Raw genomic sequence first — 20,457 nt, forward strand, 5'->3', positions numbered from 1 at the left:
AAAAAGCAGAGAAGCCGAAGCGAGCGTTCAGCGGCTTCATGTTGTATCGATAAAACATCTCGTCTCGTTACGGGCCTTTGGTCCGTGTCGACTCTCCGACTCCTCAGCGAGATACTTGGGGCTCGTGCTTCCAGGAGGGTGCCATGCGAGAATTGCCGCCCAACGTCGATGCGGATGTCGTGATTGAAGTGGGCCGATACCTGGATGATCATGCGAAGACCACAGCAGTTTCCATATCAGACGCGATACGTGTCGTCAGACGTCGCGCACCTGCTACTCGTGCCAGCGAGCTATGGCTGGAAGAACTGATTGTAGAAAGCGCCGGCACCAGACAGTTGGCCGTGTTGCTTGACAATCGCTAGCACCGCGAAATCTCGCCCCAGCACCACCTATGCAATTGGCGATCCTGTGCTCGCCGCGAAGCTAGGCGCTGCCCTGCCGGTGACCAACGGTAGGCGAGGCCTAGATCCGAAAGTTGGTCACGCCCGGGCCGCTATGCCTTCCGCGCCAAGCGGGCCTAGAACTCGATAGCCCGATGCCGCCTTGCTCTTTGCCGGTTTGACGGCTCCCGACGGCCTCTCTGCAATCGATGCAGGGCCGTCGAGCTTTGGGTTGGCGCTCCGTTACTGAGGCGCCGTGAGGCTAACGGTCACGGCCGAAGCGGCCCGGTTGGGGATCGCAGAGCGTCTCAAAGACCACCTCTTGAAACGCAATTTGGCCCTCCCTAACTCATTTTTGCCGGATGCCGCTATCGGGTCCTGGCACGGGAACAACGGTCCTATCAGGGATCGAGTTCGGTTCATGTCGCTCGCATGGAGGATATGTTCCGGCGTTTGCTCGAACTTCCCTCCTCGCGGTTGCGAGCTGGCTCCTGGCCGTCTCGTTCTCTGCCTGATCGCCGCCCGATTGCCTTCGATCCAGTTCGCTTCCGGTGCACGCGTGCTTCGCGCGTTGCGGCGTCTGGTCGTCAATCGAAGGAGGATACCCATGCTGTTATCGGATTTGGGCCGCGTCGGATTCGATCCGTTTCTGGAAGTGCGGCGCATGCAACAGGAAGTGAATCAGCGTCTGGCCGGCCTGACGGCCAGTGCCGCCCAGGAGTTTCCCCCGGTCAATCTTTGGGTCGGCAACGATAGCGTAGCGCTGACCGCCGAACTGCCTGGGATCGCGCCCGACGAGGTCGAACTTACGGTGCGCGACAATACACTAACATTGAAGGGCGAATGCGAATCTCGGGCGGAGGACGAGAAATCCGTCTGGCATCGTCGCGAGCGCCCCTTGGGAAGCTTCTCCCGGACGGTGCAACTGCCGTTCCGCGTCGATCCGGAACAGGTCGAGGCGCGTTTCGGCAACGGGGTGCTCGAGGTCGAACTGCATCGACCGGAGGCGGATCGGCCGAAGAAGATCCAGATCAAGGGATGAGAGGAGGGAACCATGGCTCAGGAACTAAAGACCACCGATCGCCAGGTCATCAGCCAGCCTGACGGCGGCGAACGGACCCGCTCGCGGTCCGTATTCGTGCCGCGCGCCGATATCTATGAGACGCAGGACAATGTCGTCCTTCTGGTCGACATGCCCGGCGTCGCCCCGGATGGAGTGGATATCACGCTTGAGAAACGGACACTGGCGATCCGCGGCTACGCGGCCGATCAACAGCATGAAAATTATCGTCAGGTCTATGCCGAATACAGCGCCGGCGATTATGAGCGCGTCTTCATGCTATCCGAGGACATCGACCGCGACGGCATCGAGGCGTCCCAGAAGAACGGCGTCCTGCGTCTGGTGCTGCCCAAGGCGGCGCCGGCCAAGGCCCGCAAAATCCAACTCAAGATGGCTTAGCCCTTAGAGGCTAGATGAGGTTGACGATGCGAATCAGAGACCCGATCCTTGAAGCAACCGATGCCCGTCACTCCAGGCACGGAATGGCGGGCCATCTATTCACTCTCTTCACTGCCGTCGAACGAAGGAACCCCATGCTCGCCGGCTCTATCAAATGATGCAGCAGGGCGAAGGTTTCAGCATAGGGACCAAAGTGTGAGTCTCTACGACTTCTGTCCGAATAGAACATCTCAACGGGCATGCGATCATGGTCGCGGCGGCACGGGTCGTCCTCGCATCTACCTGTGACCGTCTGAAAGCACTGCCGGTGCCCGAGCGCGTGACGACCCCGGTGCTGGAATTGATGGCAAAGCGCGAATCGTCGATCGTGTAGGTGACCGTCGAGCCGGCATCGGGATCCTTGGCCGAGGCGGTGATGCCCACGGCAGTACCGGCGGCGGCATTCTGGAGGATCTGGTTGGCCGCGGTGTTGGCATCGGGCGGCGCGTTGAACTTTACAGGTTCCGGGCTGTCGAGAACGGCGAGGGTGAAGCTCTTGTTGGCCGTGCTGCCGTCGGAGGAGGTCGCCGTCACCGTCAGATTGATGGACGAATGGGTCTCGAAGTCGAGTGTGCCAAGGGCCGCGCGTGATGACGCCGGCATTGGAGATAGCGAAGCGCGCATCATTGATGCTGTAGCTGACGGTCGCGCCGGCGTCGGGATCCGTGGCCGAAGCGGTGATCCCGGTGGATGCTCCCGCCGCGGCGAGCTCGGCGATCTGGTTGGCAGCGGGATCGGCATCGGCCGGTGTGTTGAAGGCCACCGGACTTCCGGATCCCGGCAAGACATATTCGATGTGCAGCAGCGGCGCGCTGGTCGGATTGTATTCGTAGGAATCGGCGGTGCGCGTGCCGGTGCCGGTGATCAGGAAAGCCATGTCGTTGAGCGCTGCCCAGCCCGAGCGGCTGACGATCTCCTGGACGATAGCCGTGAGGTCTGGCGTGCGCTCGGCCAGGGCCTGCTCGCCCACCGTGGTCCACGGGGCCGGCGTCCAAGCTGTCGACGCGTCGGTCGTTGCCCGTGACGATACATTGAAGCTGGTGCTGGTGAAGGGGCTTGCGTCGTCGGTGTCCTGGCCCTTGATCACCAGCGAGGTCGCGCCGGTCTTCACCTCATTGGCCTGGAACTGGATGTAGGCGCTGGTGATGATCGCGCCTTGCGGGATATCGATACCGGTGAAGCGGAGACCGACCGTCTGGCGGGTGCTGCTGTCAAAACCCAACTCCAGATCGTTGATGTTGGTCGAAATCGAGCCGGAGCCTTTCTCCTCGACGTCGTCCCCTGCGGTCGCGATCCTCGTTTCGGACACCGGGTCGGCCCCCAGGGCACTGGTGGCGGTCAATGCGCTCGCCGTTGCGGTGCCGGTCGTGGATGCGGCACCGGCACTGGTGTTTTCGTGGGTGGCATCTGGGAGGCCCGCACGATGCCATAAGCCCGAGGCATATCCTGTCGCGCTCTCAGGAAAGGTGCCGTCGAGATGAATACCAATTCTGGCTGCAGCTTCCGCAAGGCCGTTCAGGCCGGCATTGATCCCGCCTGTCGAAGTGCAGGCGGCAATGAGGGCATCGATTCTGGTCGCGGCTAAATCCGGGCCATCGCTATGAATGCTTTTGCCGATTCCGGCAGCAAGACTGCCGGAATCGGGAGTCGGTTCCTCGATCGCCGAAGCCCTTGGCCTGCTGTCAATATCGGCAGCCGGAGCGCCAGTTCCAGCGGTTGGGACCGGTCCGTCGCCGATCGTCTGAAGGCCTTTGAGGGAGGAGCAGAAGCCGAACCAAGTCGCGTCGTTTCCAAGGCTCCCGCCAATGCCCGGGATCCAAAGTAGTTCGGACATATAGTGTCTCCTTCACCGCACGTCACAAAAACACCTAGCGTCAGCCTGATCGCAGCAGCCTCGAACCGTCGTATTCGACCGCGCCATTCACGTGACTCGAGACGAATGGTGCGTGAGAATCGTACCGAGAGGCAGCGAAGAACCAGAGACCTCCAAACACAGGCGCAGCCGGTCTCACACATGCGCGTTCAATGCCGGTATTCCTAAGATGATGCGAGCCGACAGGCGCGACGGCCCTGCGCCAAGACGGCGTACGTGACAAGCTGGCAAAGCCGTGTTCGAGCTACTCCTTCCTGCCGGCCAATTGACCCCGATCCATTCGAAGCTGCCCGCGCCTAATTCGGGGCTCAAATTCAGCCTCGAGGCGCGACTTGGAGTTCTATAAACATTGGCACGCCTTCAGATAGCGCGTGCTATTATTTCAGAGAATTCTGCGTCATCACAACGGCTATTCGGTCAGACGAAGGGCTTAGAATTGGGCGGTGGTGCTGCAGGCTTTCGAGCGCGCAAGGAACTCGAGCGCCTTCGCGGGTGGTCAGTTCGAGCCGGTTGGTATCAGGCGCTGCGTTCGGCACCGGTGTGAAGCAGGGATACGCACCGCGGGATACTAATCAGCTGAAAGTTATTCGCCTATCGCCGGCCGAACGGCTGGCTCATAATAGAGACTTGCCTCGGGTGGCAGTTGGGCTGCTCTGTCCGGCCGGCGAAGCCCGAAACTGCTGCATGCCTGGCGGGGTGTAAAGGCAGAGCTGACGGCGACGCGTTGATTCTTGCGGCGTCTTCCGAAATTGTCGCTCCCCTGTTTAGTCCCTGCCAGTCAGCCTGAAGGCAATTTCAACGATGAGGCCTTCCGGCTGAGGGAGCCAGCTCACGCTCCCGCCTGCGCTTTGGAAGGCGCTGTCGAGCAAACGGGTGCCTGCCCGTTTCGAGCTTTTCCAAGCACGATCGGGCCGCCACTTTCCTGCCACCGCATCCGAACCACGTCGCCCTGAATGTCCCAGCTGACGTGAACACGGCCCTCGCTCGCCGACCACGCACCGTACTTCGTGGCGTTGGTCGCTAATTCGTGCAGAACAAGTCCCAGCATTAGCGTCGTGTCTGGATGAGGGCTCGCATCAACACCCTCATAGGATAGGAGGTCATTGCCATATGTCGCCGCCATTGCTTCGAGAAGTCCATGTAACGAGATGCCCCTCGGGTTTACTGCCGCGCCGGACTGAACTTCCGAGAGCGCCTTCAGACGCTCCGTAAAACTGTGCATGAACTCATCTGTGGTGTCTGAGCTTTTTGCCGATAAGCGCGCGATCGATTGCACCAACTGGAAGAGGTTCGTGATCCGGTGGCGCATCTCGTCCGCGACCAGCGAGGCGCGTTCTTCGGCGTCCCGCAGCGCAAAAAGTAACGCGTGGGTTAGGCTGACAGCTCCGATCATAAGGCAACCGAACGTGAGAAACGCCAGCACGGCGACAAGCGTTCCCAGGCCCCATTCGGGCGATGTGATCGGTTCCAGCCAAAGGGAGCTTCCGACGGTCACGCCAAGACCCAGGACGAGGATCCCAGCCCAGGAGCCGCCGAACAGGCTGACTATGAGGATGGCGGGATAGAACGTCAGGAAAGCCAGCCCCCGTATCCATGGCGCGAGACCGAGGCGGACCAGGAGCGCGACCGCGAAGGCCGCAAGGCCCATCGCTGTCGAACGCGCGAGGGGTACTCTGGCGCGAGGCAGATATGCCAAGGCAAATTTCTGAAGCTCAGCATTGAGCTGCATTGCGATCCCGGCGTCGCGGCTCCCCATGCCCTATGTTTGCCGACGGTCATGGTGAGGTCAAGAACCTTGCCGCCAAGCCGAAGATCGCGGAAGCTCGCGTTCCGCATTCAGCTTCCAGCCAGTGGGGCACGCCAATGAGGCATCCTGAACAGCCCGTCGGGCTCGAGCTCTTTTGGCTTCTAGCCGGCCCTCGTGCCGTCGAACTCGTTGTCTTGATCACGGGGTTGGCGCTGCACTGAGCCGTGAGCCCTGCGCCAGATCCCAGGAAGCAATCCGGGGCACTTGCTTAACTGAATGTCCGGCCGCATCTGTCTCTTGGGGAGAGAGGGGCTTGGACAAGGCTCGATATAACAACGACTTTAGCTGCCGCTCGGCCCGCTCTAGGGGTTTGTTGGAACCTCATCAGCCTCGGAAAGATTGGCGTTTCTACCCATCGGCTTGATATTGTGGTATGTAGATGCCGCAATTCCATTGGTGGGAGCACGGATATTCCGCTCTGCCGTTCAGGCCACGCCAGCGCAGCTGGCGTTCGGATCGTCCGGCGCAAATGACGATCGTCAGGGAGGAATGCCATGCGCGCAATCGCACTTTTCATCGCCTCGTCGGCCACGATCTTCCTTGCAAGCCCCTCGCGGGCGCAGGATGCAGCCGCAGGCGAGAAGGTCTTCACTAAGTGCAAGGTCTGCCATATTGCCGACCAGGACCAGAACAAGGTTGGCCCCTCTCTGAACGGCGTCATCGGGCGCACCGCGGGCACGCATCCCGGTTTCACTTATTCCATGGCCATGACAGAGGCCGGAAAATCCGGCATCAAATGGGATGAGCCCACGCTGACTAAGTATCTTCATGACCCCAGGAGCATGATCAAAGGGACGAAGATGGCGTTTCCCGGCCTCAAGAACGATCAGGACGTAACCAACGTCATCGCTTACCTGAAACAGTTTTCCAAGTAAGGCCAGTAGCTTTCACGCTTACCGCCGCGCGGGAATGGTTTGCGCCCCCGCCTGTGAGGGAAAACTGGCGAAATCACATTTGACGGCGTTGGACGCCGAAATCCTGAAGGTTCCTAAACGAAATTCGCTGTAACAAGACGGCCCAAGCCGCGCGGCGAGAGCTGCCCGAAAATAATCCGGGCGTATACCGGCTCTCAGACCGTCGATCACAAAATTTGTCGATTGAATTGTCAGAGATGACTTGAGCGCATCTAAGCCGGAATAGGGAACATCGCGACACGCAAGCGGTTGTAGAGTCGGCGGCACGGTCTGTCCTCCGTTCTGCCGGCCGTCTGAAAGGCAACGACGGAGCGCCGCTCGTGCGAGCGGGCTCCGACCAGTTTTAAGATCCTGCGACTGAAGTCCAATTTCCGTCGCATTGGTCTTACCGGCGAAACATGCCCCTCGACGTTCGTCGCTCCCATCCCAAAATTGTAATGATCGGCGAAATCCCGGTGAGGATGCGTGGTAATAGTTGATTCAACCATTGCTGGTATCTATTGGGTGGCGGCTCCGACAGCTGGCAGGGTGGGCTGCTGGGTGTTGCCTGAGCCGCCTGCGCGGCCCGATGGAAAGACCGCGCTGTCTCAGAATAGGACAGCGCGGTCTATAATCAGTTAAGGCTAACGTATTCGCCGCCTCCCTCCTTTGTATATGTGCGAGGTTTCAACGGAACGGACGCTCTCGGTGTCAGTTTCTGCAGGCGGTCATATCCAGCTGTCACTGGCGATTGCCGCTCAGCCCGTCGCCTGTTCCCCCCATAGCTGGCGACGGGCTGTCGCTATCATCAGCACTGCGAAAGCCTGTCGGTGAACAGACAGATGCCCGCGCGGACCAAAATCTTTTAAATGACGGCGCTGCTGCCGCCGCTAGGTCACGGCCAACTTCAGCAAGGGGATTCGCGATGAAGCGCACATATGAAAAGCCGACACTGGTCAAGCGAGACGCCGTTACAGCCAACATCGTCGTCTGGCTCGCGAACGGCGGGGCATCCGGACAAGACGATGCCCGTCGGCATGGCGGGTATCTATCTTAGCTGACACCGACGGGGAAGGTGACGCATTTCCTCACCGGTTCTCTCAAATGCTGCAGTGAGGCTTAGGTTTCAGTTTAGGGACCAAAGCGACCTCGGTCGTATCGAGAATACTGGCGCTCCGGCGATGGAATGGATATCTCCGGCCGAAGATGAAATGCGCGGTGTGCGCGGCAAGCGCGTTACCCTGGCCTACGCGCCAGATACCTCTCCGAAGAAGCTGCCGCAGCGCTAAAGACGGCCCGGCGGCCATCAGTGCTTCGGGGGAAGTGGTGACGATCTGCCGGGCCTGATCCGGGATTGGGGCAACCAGACCCCGGACACGCCAACCATAGCGTCACGGCAGCCGATGGCAATTGTGTTGTTTTGGTCAGCCGGCGAAGGCGAGCACGATTGTCGGCGATCTGTGTAAGGCAACAACTGGGGCAACCGCTTCAGGCGCCGCCCGGCATGTCCGCAGCGGTCTGTCTGAGGCCTCTCTCGACGTTGGCGATATAGGCACTGTCATTGGCATAGTGGTCCCATAGGACCAAGCCGACAATCAACGCGATCACGACCAAAGGCCATCGCATCGGAACCTCCCTCAAAGCTCCTCGCACCAGGCATTATCTTCCTGTTTTGCTGTGTTTACAAGTGATCGCTAATATACGGGAGAACTCGCCGGGCGAGGCCCCCAACAACAGCCTCAAACCCGACGAGCTGCCGGCCCGGGAGCGGTACCGGCAACGTGTGCTGTGCAAGATCAATGCCGGCAGTCCCGTCCTGAAATGGAACGGCCGCGCGCTAGCGCCGCGGAAAAGCCCGGCTCTGTCCGCCTAGCGGCGGAGATCCCGCGCGGTGAACTCGCCTGTCACGGGGCGACGCGATTGTCAGTGGGCGTTGGCTGACGGTGCCGTCTTGCCCTGGGTGGCCGCAGGCATGGACCTTAGTGAGGCACCAGTCTGCGTGTCGGTGGCCGGGACGGTATGATCCTCCCCGGACAGCGGGCTACCCCCGCCCGGCACTTGCTCGGCAGTCGGCGCTTTGTTGTTTATGCCGTTCTGGAAAGGTTGGCTCGATGTCGTCAAGCCGCCTGCCGATGTGGCGGTGAAGAGGTGATCGGCCGCTGACGCGGGGCCAGCGAGCAGCGAAAACGCTGCAATGAAGATAAGTGTTCGCATGGTGGGTTCTCCAACGATTGTATGGTCCCTCCGATGCTGGGCAGGAACGCCGCCGTCCCCTTCACGTCTTCAACGCCGCTCCTCGTAGCTTTATTCCCGAAAAAGCGTCTCGACCGGAGGCGCCTTCTCGTCGGCGGGCTTGTAGGGCCTCTTGTACTCTTTCCGTTCTGGCGTCTGAATGGCAGACAACTTACATAGCCAGGGCTATGGCGCGTCGACGGCCCGGCGTCCCATCGCTTCGGGGAAGTGGTGACAATCCGCCGGGCTTTATCCGGGTTAGGGGTAACAACGGGCTTGTGCAGAAACGAGACAGGGGCAGCCGGTTGTGGCTAGCCGTCGCCATTATAGGCTGCGGGTTGTGGGGGAACTCATGCTCAGGCCTAAACAAAAGCCGCCGAAAGTCTATTCGAACGCCGACCGCTTTGGCGAGGATGGCCGGCGCCTCTACAGCGCATACGCAGCTACGCTGCGCAAAGGCCGTCGCAAGAGCCTCATGATACCTGTGGTCGACCTTCTGGCCGGTGCGCTTGCCGCAGCTATGGTCCTCGCGTTGGTCTATTTAGTTGCTTTTTAGCCATCGCAAAGCCGATGCCGATCGCGAAGCCGGCGAAGAGCTTGCCGGCCGCGTCTATGGCAATGACGCGGACCTTGCCCCAAACACCGCTGTTGGGCTTCCTGAGGGCGATTGAAAGGTGGCGAAGATCGCACCCATGAGTTGAATCTTAGATCGAACTCCTTTTGTTCGCTCTGCCCAGCGCCTGCGAGATGCCGGCGTGGGTTGCCGCGTTGCGCTGCATCATAAGTTCTATTGCCGCCTCTGATGCCTTGTCCGGATGGCCGGCCTCGAAGGGCGGTGCTGGATCGTACTCGATCGAAAGCTGGATAGCCTTCGCCACCTCCTGCCCGGCAACCTCAGCGATGACCGCAAAGGCGAAGTCAATCCCCGCGGACACGCCGGCAGAGGTGAACACGTTGCCGTCGCGGACGGTGCGGCCCTTTTCGTAACGGGCGCCCACCAGTGGCAGCAACCCCGTGTGAGCCCAGTGCGTGGTGGCGCTTCGTCCTTGCAACAGCCCCGCTGCGCCGAGCAGGAAAGCCCCGATGCACACCGATGTGACGTAGCGTGCATTCTCAGCTTGGAGGCGGATGAAGTCGACAATCTCGACATCGGCAAGCGCCTCAGCAATGCCGGCGCCGCCGGGCACGCAGATCAGGTCGAGCTGCGGACAATCCTCGAAAGTGCAATTCGGCATTATGGCAAGGCCACGGTCGCTTAGCACCGGCGCAAACGTTCTTGCGGCAACGTAGGTTTTCGCTTGGGCAAACTCGCTGGGCGACGACAGCGAGCCAGGGGTCGCGAGCCGGCTTAACACCTCAAACGGACCGGTGAAGTCGAGTTGGGTAATGCCGGGGAAGATCACGAAGCCAACGTTGAAAGCCGACATGACTGTCCCTCCGAGCCATTCAGTCTAAATTCTACCTCGTGGACAACCATTTCTCTAGGCAGGTGACAGGGCTCACATCGTGTCGACCGGCGCGAAGAAGCAATTCTCGTCTTCTTCGGTCGGATGCAGGCAGATGTGGAAATTGTCGTCGCCAGATGGAATGACCACGTCGTAGGGAACGAAAATAGCGGTTTTGATGAGTGACTCTGTGGTGATCGCCTGGTCGAAGGATGATTACATATCCGTCAGGCCGCGGCGTCACGGCGATGGCGGGGATCTTGCCGCATTCTCCGGTGATGGGATCGCCATGGCAACAGGCAGGTGGATACGTCCAGCTTCTACTGGGGCTATGCGCCAAGGCTAGACCACCATTGAGGGCCGCAGCTGTGACCACAATGCTCGCCAGCCCTGCGCGTTCTCGCGTGCTGACCTGATGCATAGACACCCCTCGCGTAACCACGTCAACATCTAGATTAGCACCTACTAATATGTTAAGCAAATGCGAGGGCGTTTCCATGGCGCACTTGCACGGACCTATTGCATTAATATGGCTTGTCTTTGCGGACCAGGCCGGTGCACACGATTGGTATACGGGCAAGACAGACCCGGTTCTCCGGTACGATTGCTGCGGGAACAAAGACTGTTACCCGATAGACTCTGCGGATGTCAGAATGACGAGGGATGGCTATATCGTCAGATCGCAACATCGCCTTTACTTGAACGAGCCCCAGCAGCCGGAGTGGTTTATTCCCAGAGAGCGTGTCCAGACTTCGCCAGATGACCGCTATCACATTTGCGAGCAGCTGATGACGTTCTACCGGTCGTTGACCCCACACATGAATTTCGAAGCTTATCACAGATTTCGATGGACGTGTTTTTTCGCCCCGCCAGGCACCAGTTCTATCGGCCAAAAATAGGACAGCAAACAGATGCCCGTCACCCCGGGCTTGTCCCCTCAGCGAGCGGGCTCTTGGTCTTCGTTCATTAGCTGCGGCGGACTTTCGCGATTCGCACCATACGCTCCACAGAGATATAATTTCCACCGCGCGGGGAATTGTTTTCGCCCCCGCCTGTGAGGGAAAAATGGCGAAATCACACTTGACGGCGTTGGACGCCGAAATCCTGAAGAAGGCCTTCCAAAACGAAGTTCGGTATAACAAGACTCCCGAAGCCGAGCGGCGAGAGCTGGCCGCGAAAATAATCCGGGCGTATACCGGCTCTAAGACCGTCGATCCCAAATTGGTCGATTGGATGTGCACACAGAGAGATGACCTAGAGCGCTCTAAGCTCTGAACAGGGAACATCGCCATACGCGAGCGATTATAGATTGGGCGGCACGGCTTTGTCCTCCGTTTCTGCCTGCCGTCTGAAAGGCCACGACGGAGCCCGCTCGGCCCTCACGAGCGGGCTCTAGGCCGATGCCCACGCTGACTGACCTTAGGCGAGCGGGCTCTTGCCGTTCTAGTCCCGTTTCGCTGTCTATACCTCGCCTGGTGATTGCCGGGCGGATCCCCAATTGTGTTTTGACTATTTGGCTTGTCGGGCGCGTAAAATATCAAGTTCGCCCAACCGGGCGGACCAACTCAGGGAGGATGTTATGAAGATGAATCGACGTAATGCTCTCGCCCTTGCTGCCACCTCGTTGGCCGCCCCGCTATTGGCCGCAGAGTTCACTCCAGTAGCGGCCAAGACCTATGGCGCGACTGAGGGCAAGGAGATTTTTCCTGGCGTTCGGCTAGTCGAGCGGGGGACACGAGACTCCCATATCAAGGGGTATAACAAGATCGTCATGGAAGACGTGATTTATCAGCCGAAAGGATCTAGCCCGTTGGGGGATGTGATGGCCGACGACATGGTCTGCACGGTCACCGAAGGCGAACTGGAAGTTACGGCCGGCGATATGAAGTTCACGGCCAAGGAAGGCGACGTTTGGAGCTGCGGCAAGGGCAGTACGAAAGAGGCTGCTACGAACAATGGAACAGTGGTCGCGGTGATGCGCGTCATTAACCTGAAGGTCGCATAAGTGCACACGACGGGCGGGACTAGCGCCATCGCCATCTATCGGAATGCATCGCGCCATATAACGGATGGTGGCCCGGTAGCCTTTGGGTGTGGCTTTGGGGGCCGGCCACCGGGCCTTAGCCGGCAGGGGTAAGAGCCGCGAGCTAGTATATGCGCGTCTGCTAATAAATGGAAATTCAGCCAAAAGGCGCTGACCCGTGATGCGCGGCAGCGTGGGCGCTTGCTTACGCCCCATCACGAGGACGCCAATATTCGGCAGAATCCTTTAACCCGCCGCTGGGTGTGCCCCCACACCCGCGCGGCGGGCTAAGGTGTGACCGGCGCCTTTTCTCGTGGGGAGAATTGCCTGAGTCCTGGCGCCGGCCTGGCGAACCGGCGGTCCGCCGCACATGCAAGATAGCTAATTTCTACCACAAAAGGACATGGCGTGATCGCGTACCTCTAGGTTCGTCCATCGATCAGGAATATAATCCTCGCTGGTGCGGCGACCTCATTTTCGGAGATCTGCAGGCTTCCGCTGAAAGCCCAACCCCTTCGCCAAGTCCGATCGCCGCTGCGCATAGTTCGGCGCCACCATCGGATACTCTGCCGGCAGGTTCCATTTCGCGCGATACTGCTTTGGTGTAAGACCGTGATCGGTCCTCAGGTGCCGCTTGAGCGACTTGAACTCCTTGCCGTCCTCCAGGCAGATGATGTGATCGGGGAAGACCGAGCGCTCCGCGTCGACGGCAGGCTCCTGCTTTGGCAGCAGGGCTGCGCCAGTGAGCGAGTAATACACCGACGCGATCAAATCCGCCAAGTCGGTTACCGAGACGAGATTATTGCTAACATAAGCGGAGACGATGTCGGCGGTGAGGTCCACTAGTGACATGCGAAATCTCTTTGTCTGACAAACCTCTCTATTTGAGCGCATCTGCTAATAAAATGAAATCCCGCTAAAAGGCCGAGCCGCCCTTGGATCGCCAGCATGACGGCTGGACTCTTCAAGAGCTTATCGACGCGGGCATGTCCGTCACGGGCGGCTGCCTAGACTGCCATCGTCATCAGAGCATCGATCTGCCGGCGCTCCGCGATCGCTTCGGCCCTGACGCTCCCGCCATGGAGTGGATCTGCGGCCGAAGATGAAGTGCGCCATCCCGCGCCCGCCACAGGGTGGATGCCAAGCTCACCGGCCGTCGGGTTGAGCCCGCGCTTCAGCGCGCCGATGACGGAAGTGGTGATGCCGGAGGAGTGCCAGTCCATGCCCATCACAGCGCCGAAGGACTGGAACCAGAAGGGATGGGCCAGGCGCCGTAAAAGCTCGTCGCGGCCATAATGATGGATGATGGCTTCGCACAGCACCGCGCCGAGCTTCGTCATGCGATCGCCCAGCCATTTCGGAACCCGCCCGCCATGCAGCGGCAGGTCGGCGCTGCCGCTTCGCTGCGTCACTTTTGCTTCCCTTATGAATGCCGGGCATTTAGCGGGAATTTGCAAGGCGGCGCAGCCGCAGCCAATGTTTGGCCGTGTCAGTAACGGCAAACCCGCACGCGTTCCAGCACCCGGCGATGATGATGCCAGTGCCGCACCCACTTTACGTGGCAATGGCGGTAGTGGCGGTGCCGGTAGTAGCGATGCGGATAGCGGGCCACGTAGCCAGGATAATAATCGCGATAATAGCGAGGGCCGTAATAGCGGCCGCCATAATCGTAAAACGGGCCGCCGCCGTAGAAAGGACCACCGTTGAATGGCCCACCGAATGGGCCACCGTAGAACGGGCTGAAGCCGCCGAATGGACCGAAACCGAGACCGAAGAACCCCTGCGCATCCGCAGGCGCGACCGTGGCTGCCGCGGTGGCAACGGCGATCACTGAAGCGAGTAGCAGTTTTTTCATGGCAACCTCCTCCTGAAGGCTGATCATCGGGTAAACGCGCCGTAGGAACCCATGTTCCCGGTCGCTAATATTCCCGGTGGCAAGAGCAGGTTGCGGCGAAGATGCTGAGGCGGACGCACTACGGCAACATCTCCCCTCGCCGCGGGGAGATGTCCGCTCGCTGGTCGGTCAGCGCCGGCAGATGCGGATCTTTTCGATGACGCGGTGGCCGTGGCGCCAGTGCTTCACGATCTTGATCCGGCAATGATCGCGATAATACCGGTTATGATAGCGCACCACATAACGCTCGCGATAGGGAGTGTAGTAGTCGTCATCGTAGACGTGTCGGTAATAGCGGTGAGGGTAATACCCGCCATAGTAGTCACCATAGTAATCGCCGTAGCTGGGGCCGACGCCGATGCCGAACTGAACGCTACCGGCACTCGCCGGCGCGATCGCAAACGCCGAGGCGATGGCGATCATCGAAGCAAGCAGAAGCTTTTTCATCGCTGCCTCCTTGAGGTCGATGGTTGCCCCTTCGAGGCACAAACGGTTTCGGGACGGGTGGTGTTCCGAGAAAGTTGGACGGCGATCCTGGGCCCGGCAAGGAGCGAAGCGGCGCCGAAGCTGTCGATCTTCGCCCTTGCGGGGGAGCCACGCTTTTCTTCGCCCCGCTGTCTTCGATCTTCGGAGTCGCCATACCCCCTGCGGCAATCACAACGGCGCCGAATTCCTAGGTGCTGACGGCCACCAAGCGCGATTTGTGATGGTGGCGGTTCGCTAACAGGCAACCCCGCGTTTGTGGCGTTCAACCGGCTTGCGGGATACAATGAGCCACACACCTGAACTCTCCAAGTTGGGGTTCTTTTTGGCCCGGCTGCCTCGGTGGCCGGGCTTTTTAGCAATCGCGGATGTGTTATGTGCGTTCGAACCGGATTCGGGGTGGGAGTGAGCATCACACCTGAACCTCTCCAAGTTCGGCTTTGGCCCGGCGGCTTCGGCTTCCGGGCTATTCTTTATGTGGAACAATGTACCTGACAGCGCTGCCGCCGTGCGCGACCGTGACTGTCGTATAGCCGGCCGGCAGGGCGCCCGTGGTAATTGGATCGACTTCCTGGCCACGGCCGATCATTCCGCTAGGAGCGCGAGGCCGTCGGCTTCATGGCTGGCGTGATCCTGTGCCCGTTGACTCTTTTCGTCATGACCTTCGCGATGTCGAGGGGAGTTCCGGTAGCGGGTCTTCTCTTTGCCGTTACGATGATGACCGGCATTGCAGTGACCCTGTCCACGGTGGCGGTGTTGTCGATCCTGTTCCGCGAACGGCTTGTGCACATCTTTGAGAGCCGCGCCTGTTCGCTGCTGTCTCACGGCATCGAAGGCGCTGCGGGGATCGTGCTCGCCAGCGTCGCCGCAGATCGCAGCAGCTTGAGGGATGGGTTGACCGCAGTCGCACAGGGTCGTGCGCAGCTTCAGCTCTCTTCAGGCGGCTTGATGTGGCGGAAAGCCCAAAGCAAGGCCAAGTCGTAGAGGATCTTGAGGGCACCGCAGATCACCAGAGGCCAGGCTTCGAACCCCTCGGCAAATAGCGCGCCGGCGATCGCCGGGCTCGCAGCGGCCGCGAGGCTGCGTGGTACAGAGGTGACGCTCGCCGCCGCGGGCCGCTCCGGTGGCGTAACGACTGCCATCACATACGAGGAGCGAGTCGGCACGTCCATCTGGGACAGTGCTGCGCGTACAAGAAGAAATGCCAGAGAGACATAGAGATTCGGCTCCAAGGCGGCCAGGATCAGGCAAATGCTTGACGGGATGTGCGTGAACACCATCGTGTTCACAAGCCCGATGCGCCTCGACAGCCATGCAGCGACCGGAAATGAAACCGCAGACAAAACACCCGACCAGAAAAAGAACACCCCGGCGGTCGATAGCGAAAGCCCGAACCTGCTGAACAGCCACAAAGCTATGAGCGATTGCACGGCAAAACCGCCGGCGAAGGCATCGATGCTGAACAGCGCCGCCAGCTTGTAGACAATAGCGCGCGACGGCCCAAGTGCCGCGGCGGGCCGGTCCTGTGGAGACGTTTTCGGACCAGCAGGAATGCGCGCGTACACCAGGCCGCCCGCCACGCCAAGAACGGCATAGAGGAAAAACATTGCCTTGAGAGCGGTGAGCCGTGCGATCCCAATCGTCACCAAGAAATCGGGACTGGTTGCAGCAAGGGCGCCAAACGCAGCCGCCAGCGCACCTAACAGGCTATGGCGTGCGAATGCCTCCGTGCGGTCCGTATCCGCGACAAGCCGAGACAAGACGGCGTGCTCGAGCGGAACGAAGATGCTGACGCTCCCGGACGAAGGATTGATCGTGCCCAGGAAAGCCACGAGCAGAACAGCTGCATAGGTGCTTGACTGCGTGTAGGCCACCCCGGTTGCGATCATCAGGCCGGACGCAGCCAAAAGCAGAGTGCGCCGGTCCGCCCGTACGGCCAGGAATCCAATGCCGAGCGTCAGAAGCGCCGAACCAAGGAGTGCGGCGGTGGCGACAACGCCGATCTCGAGCGGTCCAAACCCGATTGAAGCCAGGTATACCGGCAAGAGCACTGCGGCAAAGCCATCGCCAAAGTCTCGACAGGCCCGCGCCGCGTATATGTCCGCAGCGCGGCCGCCTTTCCCAAGGTGCTTGACCTCGCCAGGGCCAACGCAGTTGCCTTCGGAATTTCGAAGGGACTCTGTCAAAGATCAGCTACCCGTCTTGAGGTGTACTTGATCGAGGGCCAGGTTTAGTCCTTTGGCCAACTTCCCGACAGTCGTCATTCGCCCAGAGATCAATGGAGAACAGCCCGGGTTCGTCGTCGGGCTGATTGTGCATGGACGCGACCTCTATTCCGCTTTCCGGCAACGCTTTTAGCACTGAGTTCAGGTCGGAAGCGATCAAGACCAAGTCGCAAATCTGAGCCACGGCGAAAGGAACCAATTCGGCTGCTTTGCGCCGCATCTCGGTCGTACAAACGTTATGTGGTTGTTGCGCAAGAGCCGCCGTTTGAAGAGTGGGCATGTGGCTATTCGGGCGGGGCGGGGGGACGTCAATCGTCGTCAAGCGTCGCTGACGCCTGAGCTGCCGACCGTTCGAGTGTCGCCTCGAACAGCCCGGTCTTGTCGCCTACGGATGTGTGACGGAAAACTTCTGAAACTCCTTTCGGGCGCCGCACCCGACGTCTCGCGCCCCTGATGCGGGGTGTTGGCGTCGTGACTGTCGCAAAGGATGTATCAAACCAGAAACAATCCTTTGATTGCTTGAAGGCCCGATGCGTTGGGAGCGACCATCGCCATTGCCTGGCTTGACAGTCCAAGATGGTCTTTCAACACCGCGTTGACGATCGAGCGGGCATCGGTGGTGACTGCCAAGTCGGTCCCCTCGTGGAGCTGATCTGGCGCCAATCCGGGCCAGCGACCCGCGATCCGCCCTCCGGCTATCGCACCACCCATCAAGAACGCTACGCTGGCACTGCCATGGTCGGTGCCGCCTTGGTCGTTGAAGTGGGCAGAGCGCCCGAATTCCGTAATGCCGAGCACAACGGTTTGACGCCAGATTGCGGCTGCCGCTTCCGAGAACGCGACGACACCGCGCGCCAATGTCCCAAGGGTGGCCGAAAGACGCTCTCCCTGAGCAACGTGGGTATCGATACCGTCCAACTGCAGCAGGGCCACGCGCGGGCCGTCCGGCCCGGACAGCGCCTGCCCCGCGGAGGTCGCCGCTGCGACAAAGCTTGCAGCACTCAGCGCATGTCGCCGCGCAAGCAATGTCTGCACGGCGTCTCCGGCTGAACCGGACGCCTCGCCGAGCCAAAGGCGGGCGAGGTCAAGTCCCGGATTGCCCAACACAAGATCGAAAAGCGCGTCATTTGGCAGGCCGGCCGGCGCAGCACGCCAGATTGGTTGCCTTCCCTGCGACAGCACCGAAGCGGCTCTTCCCGGCCAGCCAAAATCGCCGCCGTCGAAATCGCCGTCGAACAGCACCCTCTGCGCGGCGTCATGCGATCTCCCGATATCCGGGATGCCCGTCGCGGGCAGGATCAGCAATTCGCCAGCCGAATAGAACCGAGCAAGAGGTTCCAGCGCCGGATGAAGTGCGAACAGCGGATCAAGCTTCACACCGAACGCGTCGTCGGAGGTGCCAAGTTCTCTCGCCCTGCCTCGTCCCCGCCGGAAATCCGGATCACCATGGGGCGGCAGCGCGGCCAGCGCATCAAGTCCGCCCCGAAGGTGGACGACCAGCAGCCGCGGGTGGATGTCGCCGGCAAAAACCGCCGAAGCAAAGCCTGCGCTGGTAGCAAAAAGCGAGGTAAGACCCAAACCCTGGAGGGCCGTGCGGCGCGTCAATTGCATTTCGGATAGTCCGGATCAGCGACGTCCGGCGTTCCGGCCGTCGAAAATCCAAGCTGATCGGCATTTGGGATCACGCCCTTTTTGATCGGGGCCTCTGGCAAACTCGCAGTGGTCCGAGCCAACAGTCCCGCCAGGACTGGAGCGGCAAGGGACGTCCCCGAACAGATATTCTGTCTTAGCTTGTGATTGTTTGTACTCCGCCAAAGCACCTGGACGCCAACGCCGGGCTCGGACATGGCCGCGCCAAAAGCGCCGCCATTCCAAAGCACATCACACCACCCGTTTGAAACGGTGCTGCACACGCCAGTGCCGGTGCCGGTCGGGATATAAGTGCTGTCGGATGCCGAGACACTTTGGATGAAGCCTTGCGTCGGGTTTGGAGAAAGATATTCCGACGCATTGGCCGGGAAAAAGGACTGTGCCCACGACGCCTCGTCGTCTTCCCGCGCATTGCCCGCCGCAATCACGATGCGGACCTGCTTGTTTGCGATCTCAAACAGCAGCTTGTCCATCTGACCAAGCAGGTCCAATTGGCCACCCTTCTTCGCGGTCTCCATGAACTGCGTGCCCCAGCTGATGTTCAGGATTTGGCCGGCCGACGCATGATCACTGACATATTGTAGGGCGACAAGCGGCGGTCCGACGATCTTCGACTTTTCGCCTTCAAATGCCTTGACAATCTTGAGTGGCACCCCTGGGCTGACCCCAACGATGCCAAGGAATTGACCGCTTGTTGTACCTTGCACGCGCATTCCGCCAATGATGCCTGCGACCATCGTGCCGTGACCTTGAGTGTCTCGCGCGCCGGTGGTCGTGCTGCATGGGGTAACCATACAGTTGATCCGTTCCGAAATATTGAGAAGCCCTTTTGTGACGACGTCGTCGTCGACGCCGCTATCGATGATCCAAACCGCAGGCCCGCCGGTCACAGGACTGGGCGACCCGATGACTCTGCAAACGCTCGGCGGCACGAGCTTGTCACCCGTCACAGGCTCTAGCCGACTACGTGCTTCGCAACCGCCATCCGCGAACAGGCTTACTTCAAGTGAGTCCGGCTCCTGATACCCTTCCGAAAGAAGCTTGTTCGCTTCCTCGTCGGTAAAGCTTCCAGTGACCAGGCTAAACCCCAGATCCGGCATGTCGACAGCCTGCAGGGCGTCCCCCGACGGATTGATCTTGTTCAGGCTGGTGATAACCGATGCAAATCTGTCCTTGTCCGCAAGTGGCGCGATGAATGTGTGTTGCGTTACTTGCGGCCCGCCGGGGTCTTCGTCCGCGTGCACGATTGTGGACGCGGAAAGTGTGGTGGCGAGAGAAGTCACAAGCCAGGCGAACCTCATGGATCCCAACCGTCTGCTGGTCGACTGACTTGCAGCATGCTCCCAATAGCTCTTTCTGTCCACGGCAAAGCTTTGGAGGCGAACCGCTCGAGGGCTCTTCTTGCAGCCAAAGAAAAAGCAGCCTAGGTTGTTGTCGCACGCCTCAAAGCGCGGGGAGCAACGCTTGTGCCCAAGGTGAAACTCAAGCAGGGCCGACAGGCTCAGGAGATTGGCGCGGCACTCGTGGGAGCCTGGCTGAAGGCTTTGCCGCCCGCATTCACGGCGACTGTATCAGCGGTAGTCTCGACAAGTCCTTTGCGTATAACCGTCGACATACCGAACGCATTCACGCTCAACGATGTCATAGCTCTGCGCACTGGGGATAAAAGTGGCAGCCTTCGAAGTGTGAAGGTGGGACAGATCACAGGTGCTACGGGAAACACCTTACGTGTTGTTGATCTTGCTGGTGTCGATATCGACTATAAAGGCAAGAGCTTGCTGAATGGCGTAGTGTCGAAAGTAAAAGACCTGAATGACGTCATTTTTCGTAACGAACTTACTATTGTGTTGGAGCAGATCGTCGACGCGAAAGTGAAACTGGCGTGCGATGCGCCTACGGAGCTGACTGTGGTCCTGCCGGCCCTGCCGGAAGGCGTTGTCACGCGAGAGGACCTGATAGATTACCTCGGGGCGTACCACAAAAACGCGCAGGGTCGGCACTATCATGACGAGCTTGCGTCCGCGGTCCTTTTCGGCTGCCGATAGCAAACTTCA

At 60.0% G+C, this 20,457-nt stretch carries 19 protein-coding genes and 1 pseudogene; 8 read left to right on the plus strand and 12 right to left on the minus strand.

What is annotated here, in order from left to right; all coding sequences use genetic code 11:
* The first annotated feature begins 143 nt into the window (after positions 1-143).
* The 3 genes from EJ078_RS23895 to EJ078_RS23905 all read left to right on the plus strand — a co-directional run bounded on the left by EJ078_RS23895 (position 144) and on the right by EJ078_RS23905 (position 1,839).
* Positions 144-362 carry a hypothetical protein gene (locus EJ078_RS23895; RefSeq protein ID WP_127215396.1) on the plus strand — a complete coding sequence of 73 codons (219 nt, stop codon included), beginning with the start codon at positions 144-146 and terminating at the stop codon, positions 360-362.
* A 625-nt stretch (positions 363-987) separates the two neighbouring features.
* The gene (locus EJ078_RS23900; protein WP_164747352.1) at positions 988-1,422 is read left to right on the plus strand and encodes an Hsp20/alpha crystallin family protein; all 435 of its coding nucleotides are present in this window, start codon (positions 988-990) and stop codon (positions 1,420-1,422) included.
* Positions 1,423-1,434: 12 nt separating this feature from the next.
* Complete coding sequence (locus EJ078_RS23905; RefSeq protein ID WP_127215398.1) at positions 1,435-1,839, plus strand: Hsp20/alpha crystallin family protein; 405 nt, start codon at positions 1,435-1,437, stop codon at positions 1,837-1,839.
* A gap of 67 nt (positions 1,840-1,906) precedes the next feature.
* On the opposite strand, the gene EJ078_RS23910 is transcribed toward EJ078_RS23905, so the two are convergent.
* Positions 1,907-3,712 (minus strand): hypothetical protein, encoded by a 1,806-nt coding sequence (locus tag EJ078_RS23910; protein ID WP_245457050.1) that lies wholly within the window; start codon positions 3,710-3,712, stop codon positions 1,907-1,909.
* An 868-nt stretch (positions 3,713-4,580) separates the two neighbouring features.
* Complete coding sequence (locus tag EJ078_RS23915) at positions 4,581-5,480, minus strand: HWE histidine kinase domain-containing protein (protein ID WP_208720864.1); 900 nt, start codon at positions 5,478-5,480, stop codon at positions 4,581-4,583.
* Positions 5,481-6,052: 572 nt separating this feature from the next.
* Between EJ078_RS23915 and EJ078_RS23920 the strand changes: the two genes are divergently transcribed.
* Positions 6,053-6,433, plus strand: a complete 381-nt coding sequence (locus EJ078_RS23920; protein ID WP_095802744.1) for a cytochrome c family protein — start codon at positions 6,053-6,055, stop codon at positions 6,431-6,433.
* Between the two features lie 1,506 nt (positions 6,434-7,939).
* On the opposite strand, the gene EJ078_RS23925 is transcribed toward EJ078_RS23920, so the two are convergent.
* Together EJ078_RS23925 and EJ078_RS23930 are read right to left on the minus strand one after the other, a co-directional pair.
* Positions 7,940-8,077: a hypothetical protein gene (locus tag EJ078_RS23925; protein WP_164750450.1), complete on the minus strand. Its 138-nt coding sequence runs from the start codon at positions 8,075-8,077 to the stop codon at positions 7,940-7,942.
* Between the two features lie 297 nt (positions 8,078-8,374).
* Complete coding sequence (locus EJ078_RS23930; protein WP_128294375.1) at positions 8,375-8,665, minus strand: hypothetical protein; 291 nt, start codon at positions 8,663-8,665, stop codon at positions 8,375-8,377.
* 370 nt (positions 8,666-9,035) lie between these two features.
* Here EJ078_RS23930 and EJ078_RS23935 point away from each other — a divergent pair, with 370 nt between their 5' ends.
* On the plus strand, positions 9,036-9,239 hold the full coding sequence (locus EJ078_RS23935) for a hypothetical protein (protein WP_095826422.1): 204 nt from the start codon (positions 9,036-9,038) through the stop codon (positions 9,237-9,239).
* Positions 9,240-9,387: 148 nt separating this feature from the next.
* Here EJ078_RS23935 and EJ078_RS23940 read toward each other — a convergent pair whose 3' ends face one another.
* A complete protein-coding gene (locus EJ078_RS23940) occupies positions 9,388-10,110 on the minus strand; it encodes a DJ-1/PfpI family protein (RefSeq protein WP_127215400.1) in 723 nt (240 codons plus the stop codon).
* Between the two features lie 1,597 nt (positions 10,111-11,707).
* Here EJ078_RS23940 and EJ078_RS23945 point away from each other — a divergent pair.
* On the plus strand, positions 11,708-12,133 hold the full coding sequence (locus tag EJ078_RS23945) for a hypothetical protein (protein WP_095826417.1): 426 nt from the start codon (positions 11,708-11,710) through the stop codon (positions 12,131-12,133).
* A gap of 489 nt (positions 12,134-12,622) precedes the next feature.
* Here the strand turns inward: EJ078_RS23945 and EJ078_RS23950 are convergent, their stop codons facing one another.
* From EJ078_RS23950 to EJ078_RS23965, 4 genes and pseudogenes are all read right to left on the minus strand, one after another.
* Entirely contained in the window at positions 12,623-13,003 is a 381-nt protein-coding gene (locus tag EJ078_RS23950) for a MucR family transcriptional regulator (protein WP_095826433.1), read from the minus strand.
* Positions 13,004-13,284: 281 nt separating this feature from the next.
* Positions 13,285-13,563: pseudogene (locus EJ078_RS23955) on the minus strand (DUF763 domain-containing protein); the annotation flags it as partial.
* Positions 13,564-13,640: 77 nt separating this feature from the next.
* Positions 13,641-14,006, minus strand: a complete 366-nt coding sequence (locus EJ078_RS23960) for a hypothetical protein (protein WP_127215401.1) — start codon at positions 14,004-14,006, stop codon at positions 13,641-13,643.
* 168 nt (positions 14,007-14,174) lie between these two features.
* Positions 14,175-14,492 (minus strand): hypothetical protein, encoded by a 318-nt coding sequence (locus EJ078_RS23965; protein ID WP_066999538.1) that lies wholly within the window; start codon positions 14,490-14,492, stop codon positions 14,175-14,177.
* A 654-nt stretch (positions 14,493-15,146) separates the two neighbouring features.
* Here EJ078_RS23965 and EJ078_RS23970 point away from each other — a divergent pair.
* Positions 15,147-15,512 (plus strand): hypothetical protein, encoded by a 366-nt coding sequence (locus EJ078_RS23970; protein WP_189413660.1) that lies wholly within the window; start codon positions 15,147-15,149, stop codon positions 15,510-15,512.
* Here EJ078_RS23970 and EJ078_RS23975 read toward each other — a convergent pair.
* From EJ078_RS23975 to EJ078_RS23990, 3 genes are all read right to left on the minus strand, one after another.
* Positions 15,455-16,627: an MFS transporter gene (locus EJ078_RS23975; RefSeq protein WP_127217387.1), complete on the minus strand. Its 1,173-nt coding sequence runs from the start codon at positions 16,625-16,627 to the stop codon at positions 15,455-15,457. The two genes, EJ078_RS23970 and EJ078_RS23975, sit on opposite strands and share 58 nt — an antisense overlap.
* A gap of 618 nt (positions 16,628-17,245) precedes the next feature.
* Positions 17,246-18,364 (minus strand): DUF1501 domain-containing protein, encoded by a 1,119-nt coding sequence (locus EJ078_RS23985; protein ID WP_127216139.1) that lies wholly within the window; start codon positions 18,362-18,364, stop codon positions 17,246-17,248.
* Positions 18,355-19,704: a S8 family serine peptidase gene (locus EJ078_RS23990; protein ID WP_127216140.1), complete on the minus strand. Its 1,350-nt coding sequence runs from the start codon at positions 19,702-19,704 to the stop codon at positions 18,355-18,357. The genes EJ078_RS23985 and EJ078_RS23990 overlap by 10 nt, the downstream gene beginning before the upstream one ends.
* 165 nt (positions 19,705-19,869) lie before the next feature.
* Here EJ078_RS23990 and EJ078_RS23995 point away from each other — a divergent pair, with 165 nt between their 5' ends.
* A complete protein-coding gene (locus EJ078_RS23995; RefSeq protein ID WP_127403287.1) occupies positions 19,870-20,448 on the plus strand; it encodes a hypothetical protein in 579 nt (192 codons plus the stop codon).
* The last annotated feature ends 9 nt before the right edge of the window (positions 20,449-20,457 follow it).

It is taken from the genome of Mesorhizobium sp. M1A.F.Ca.IN.022.06.1.1 (assembly GCF_003952605.1).
GTDB lineage: Bacteria > Pseudomonadota > Alphaproteobacteria > Rhizobiales > Rhizobiaceae > Mesorhizobium.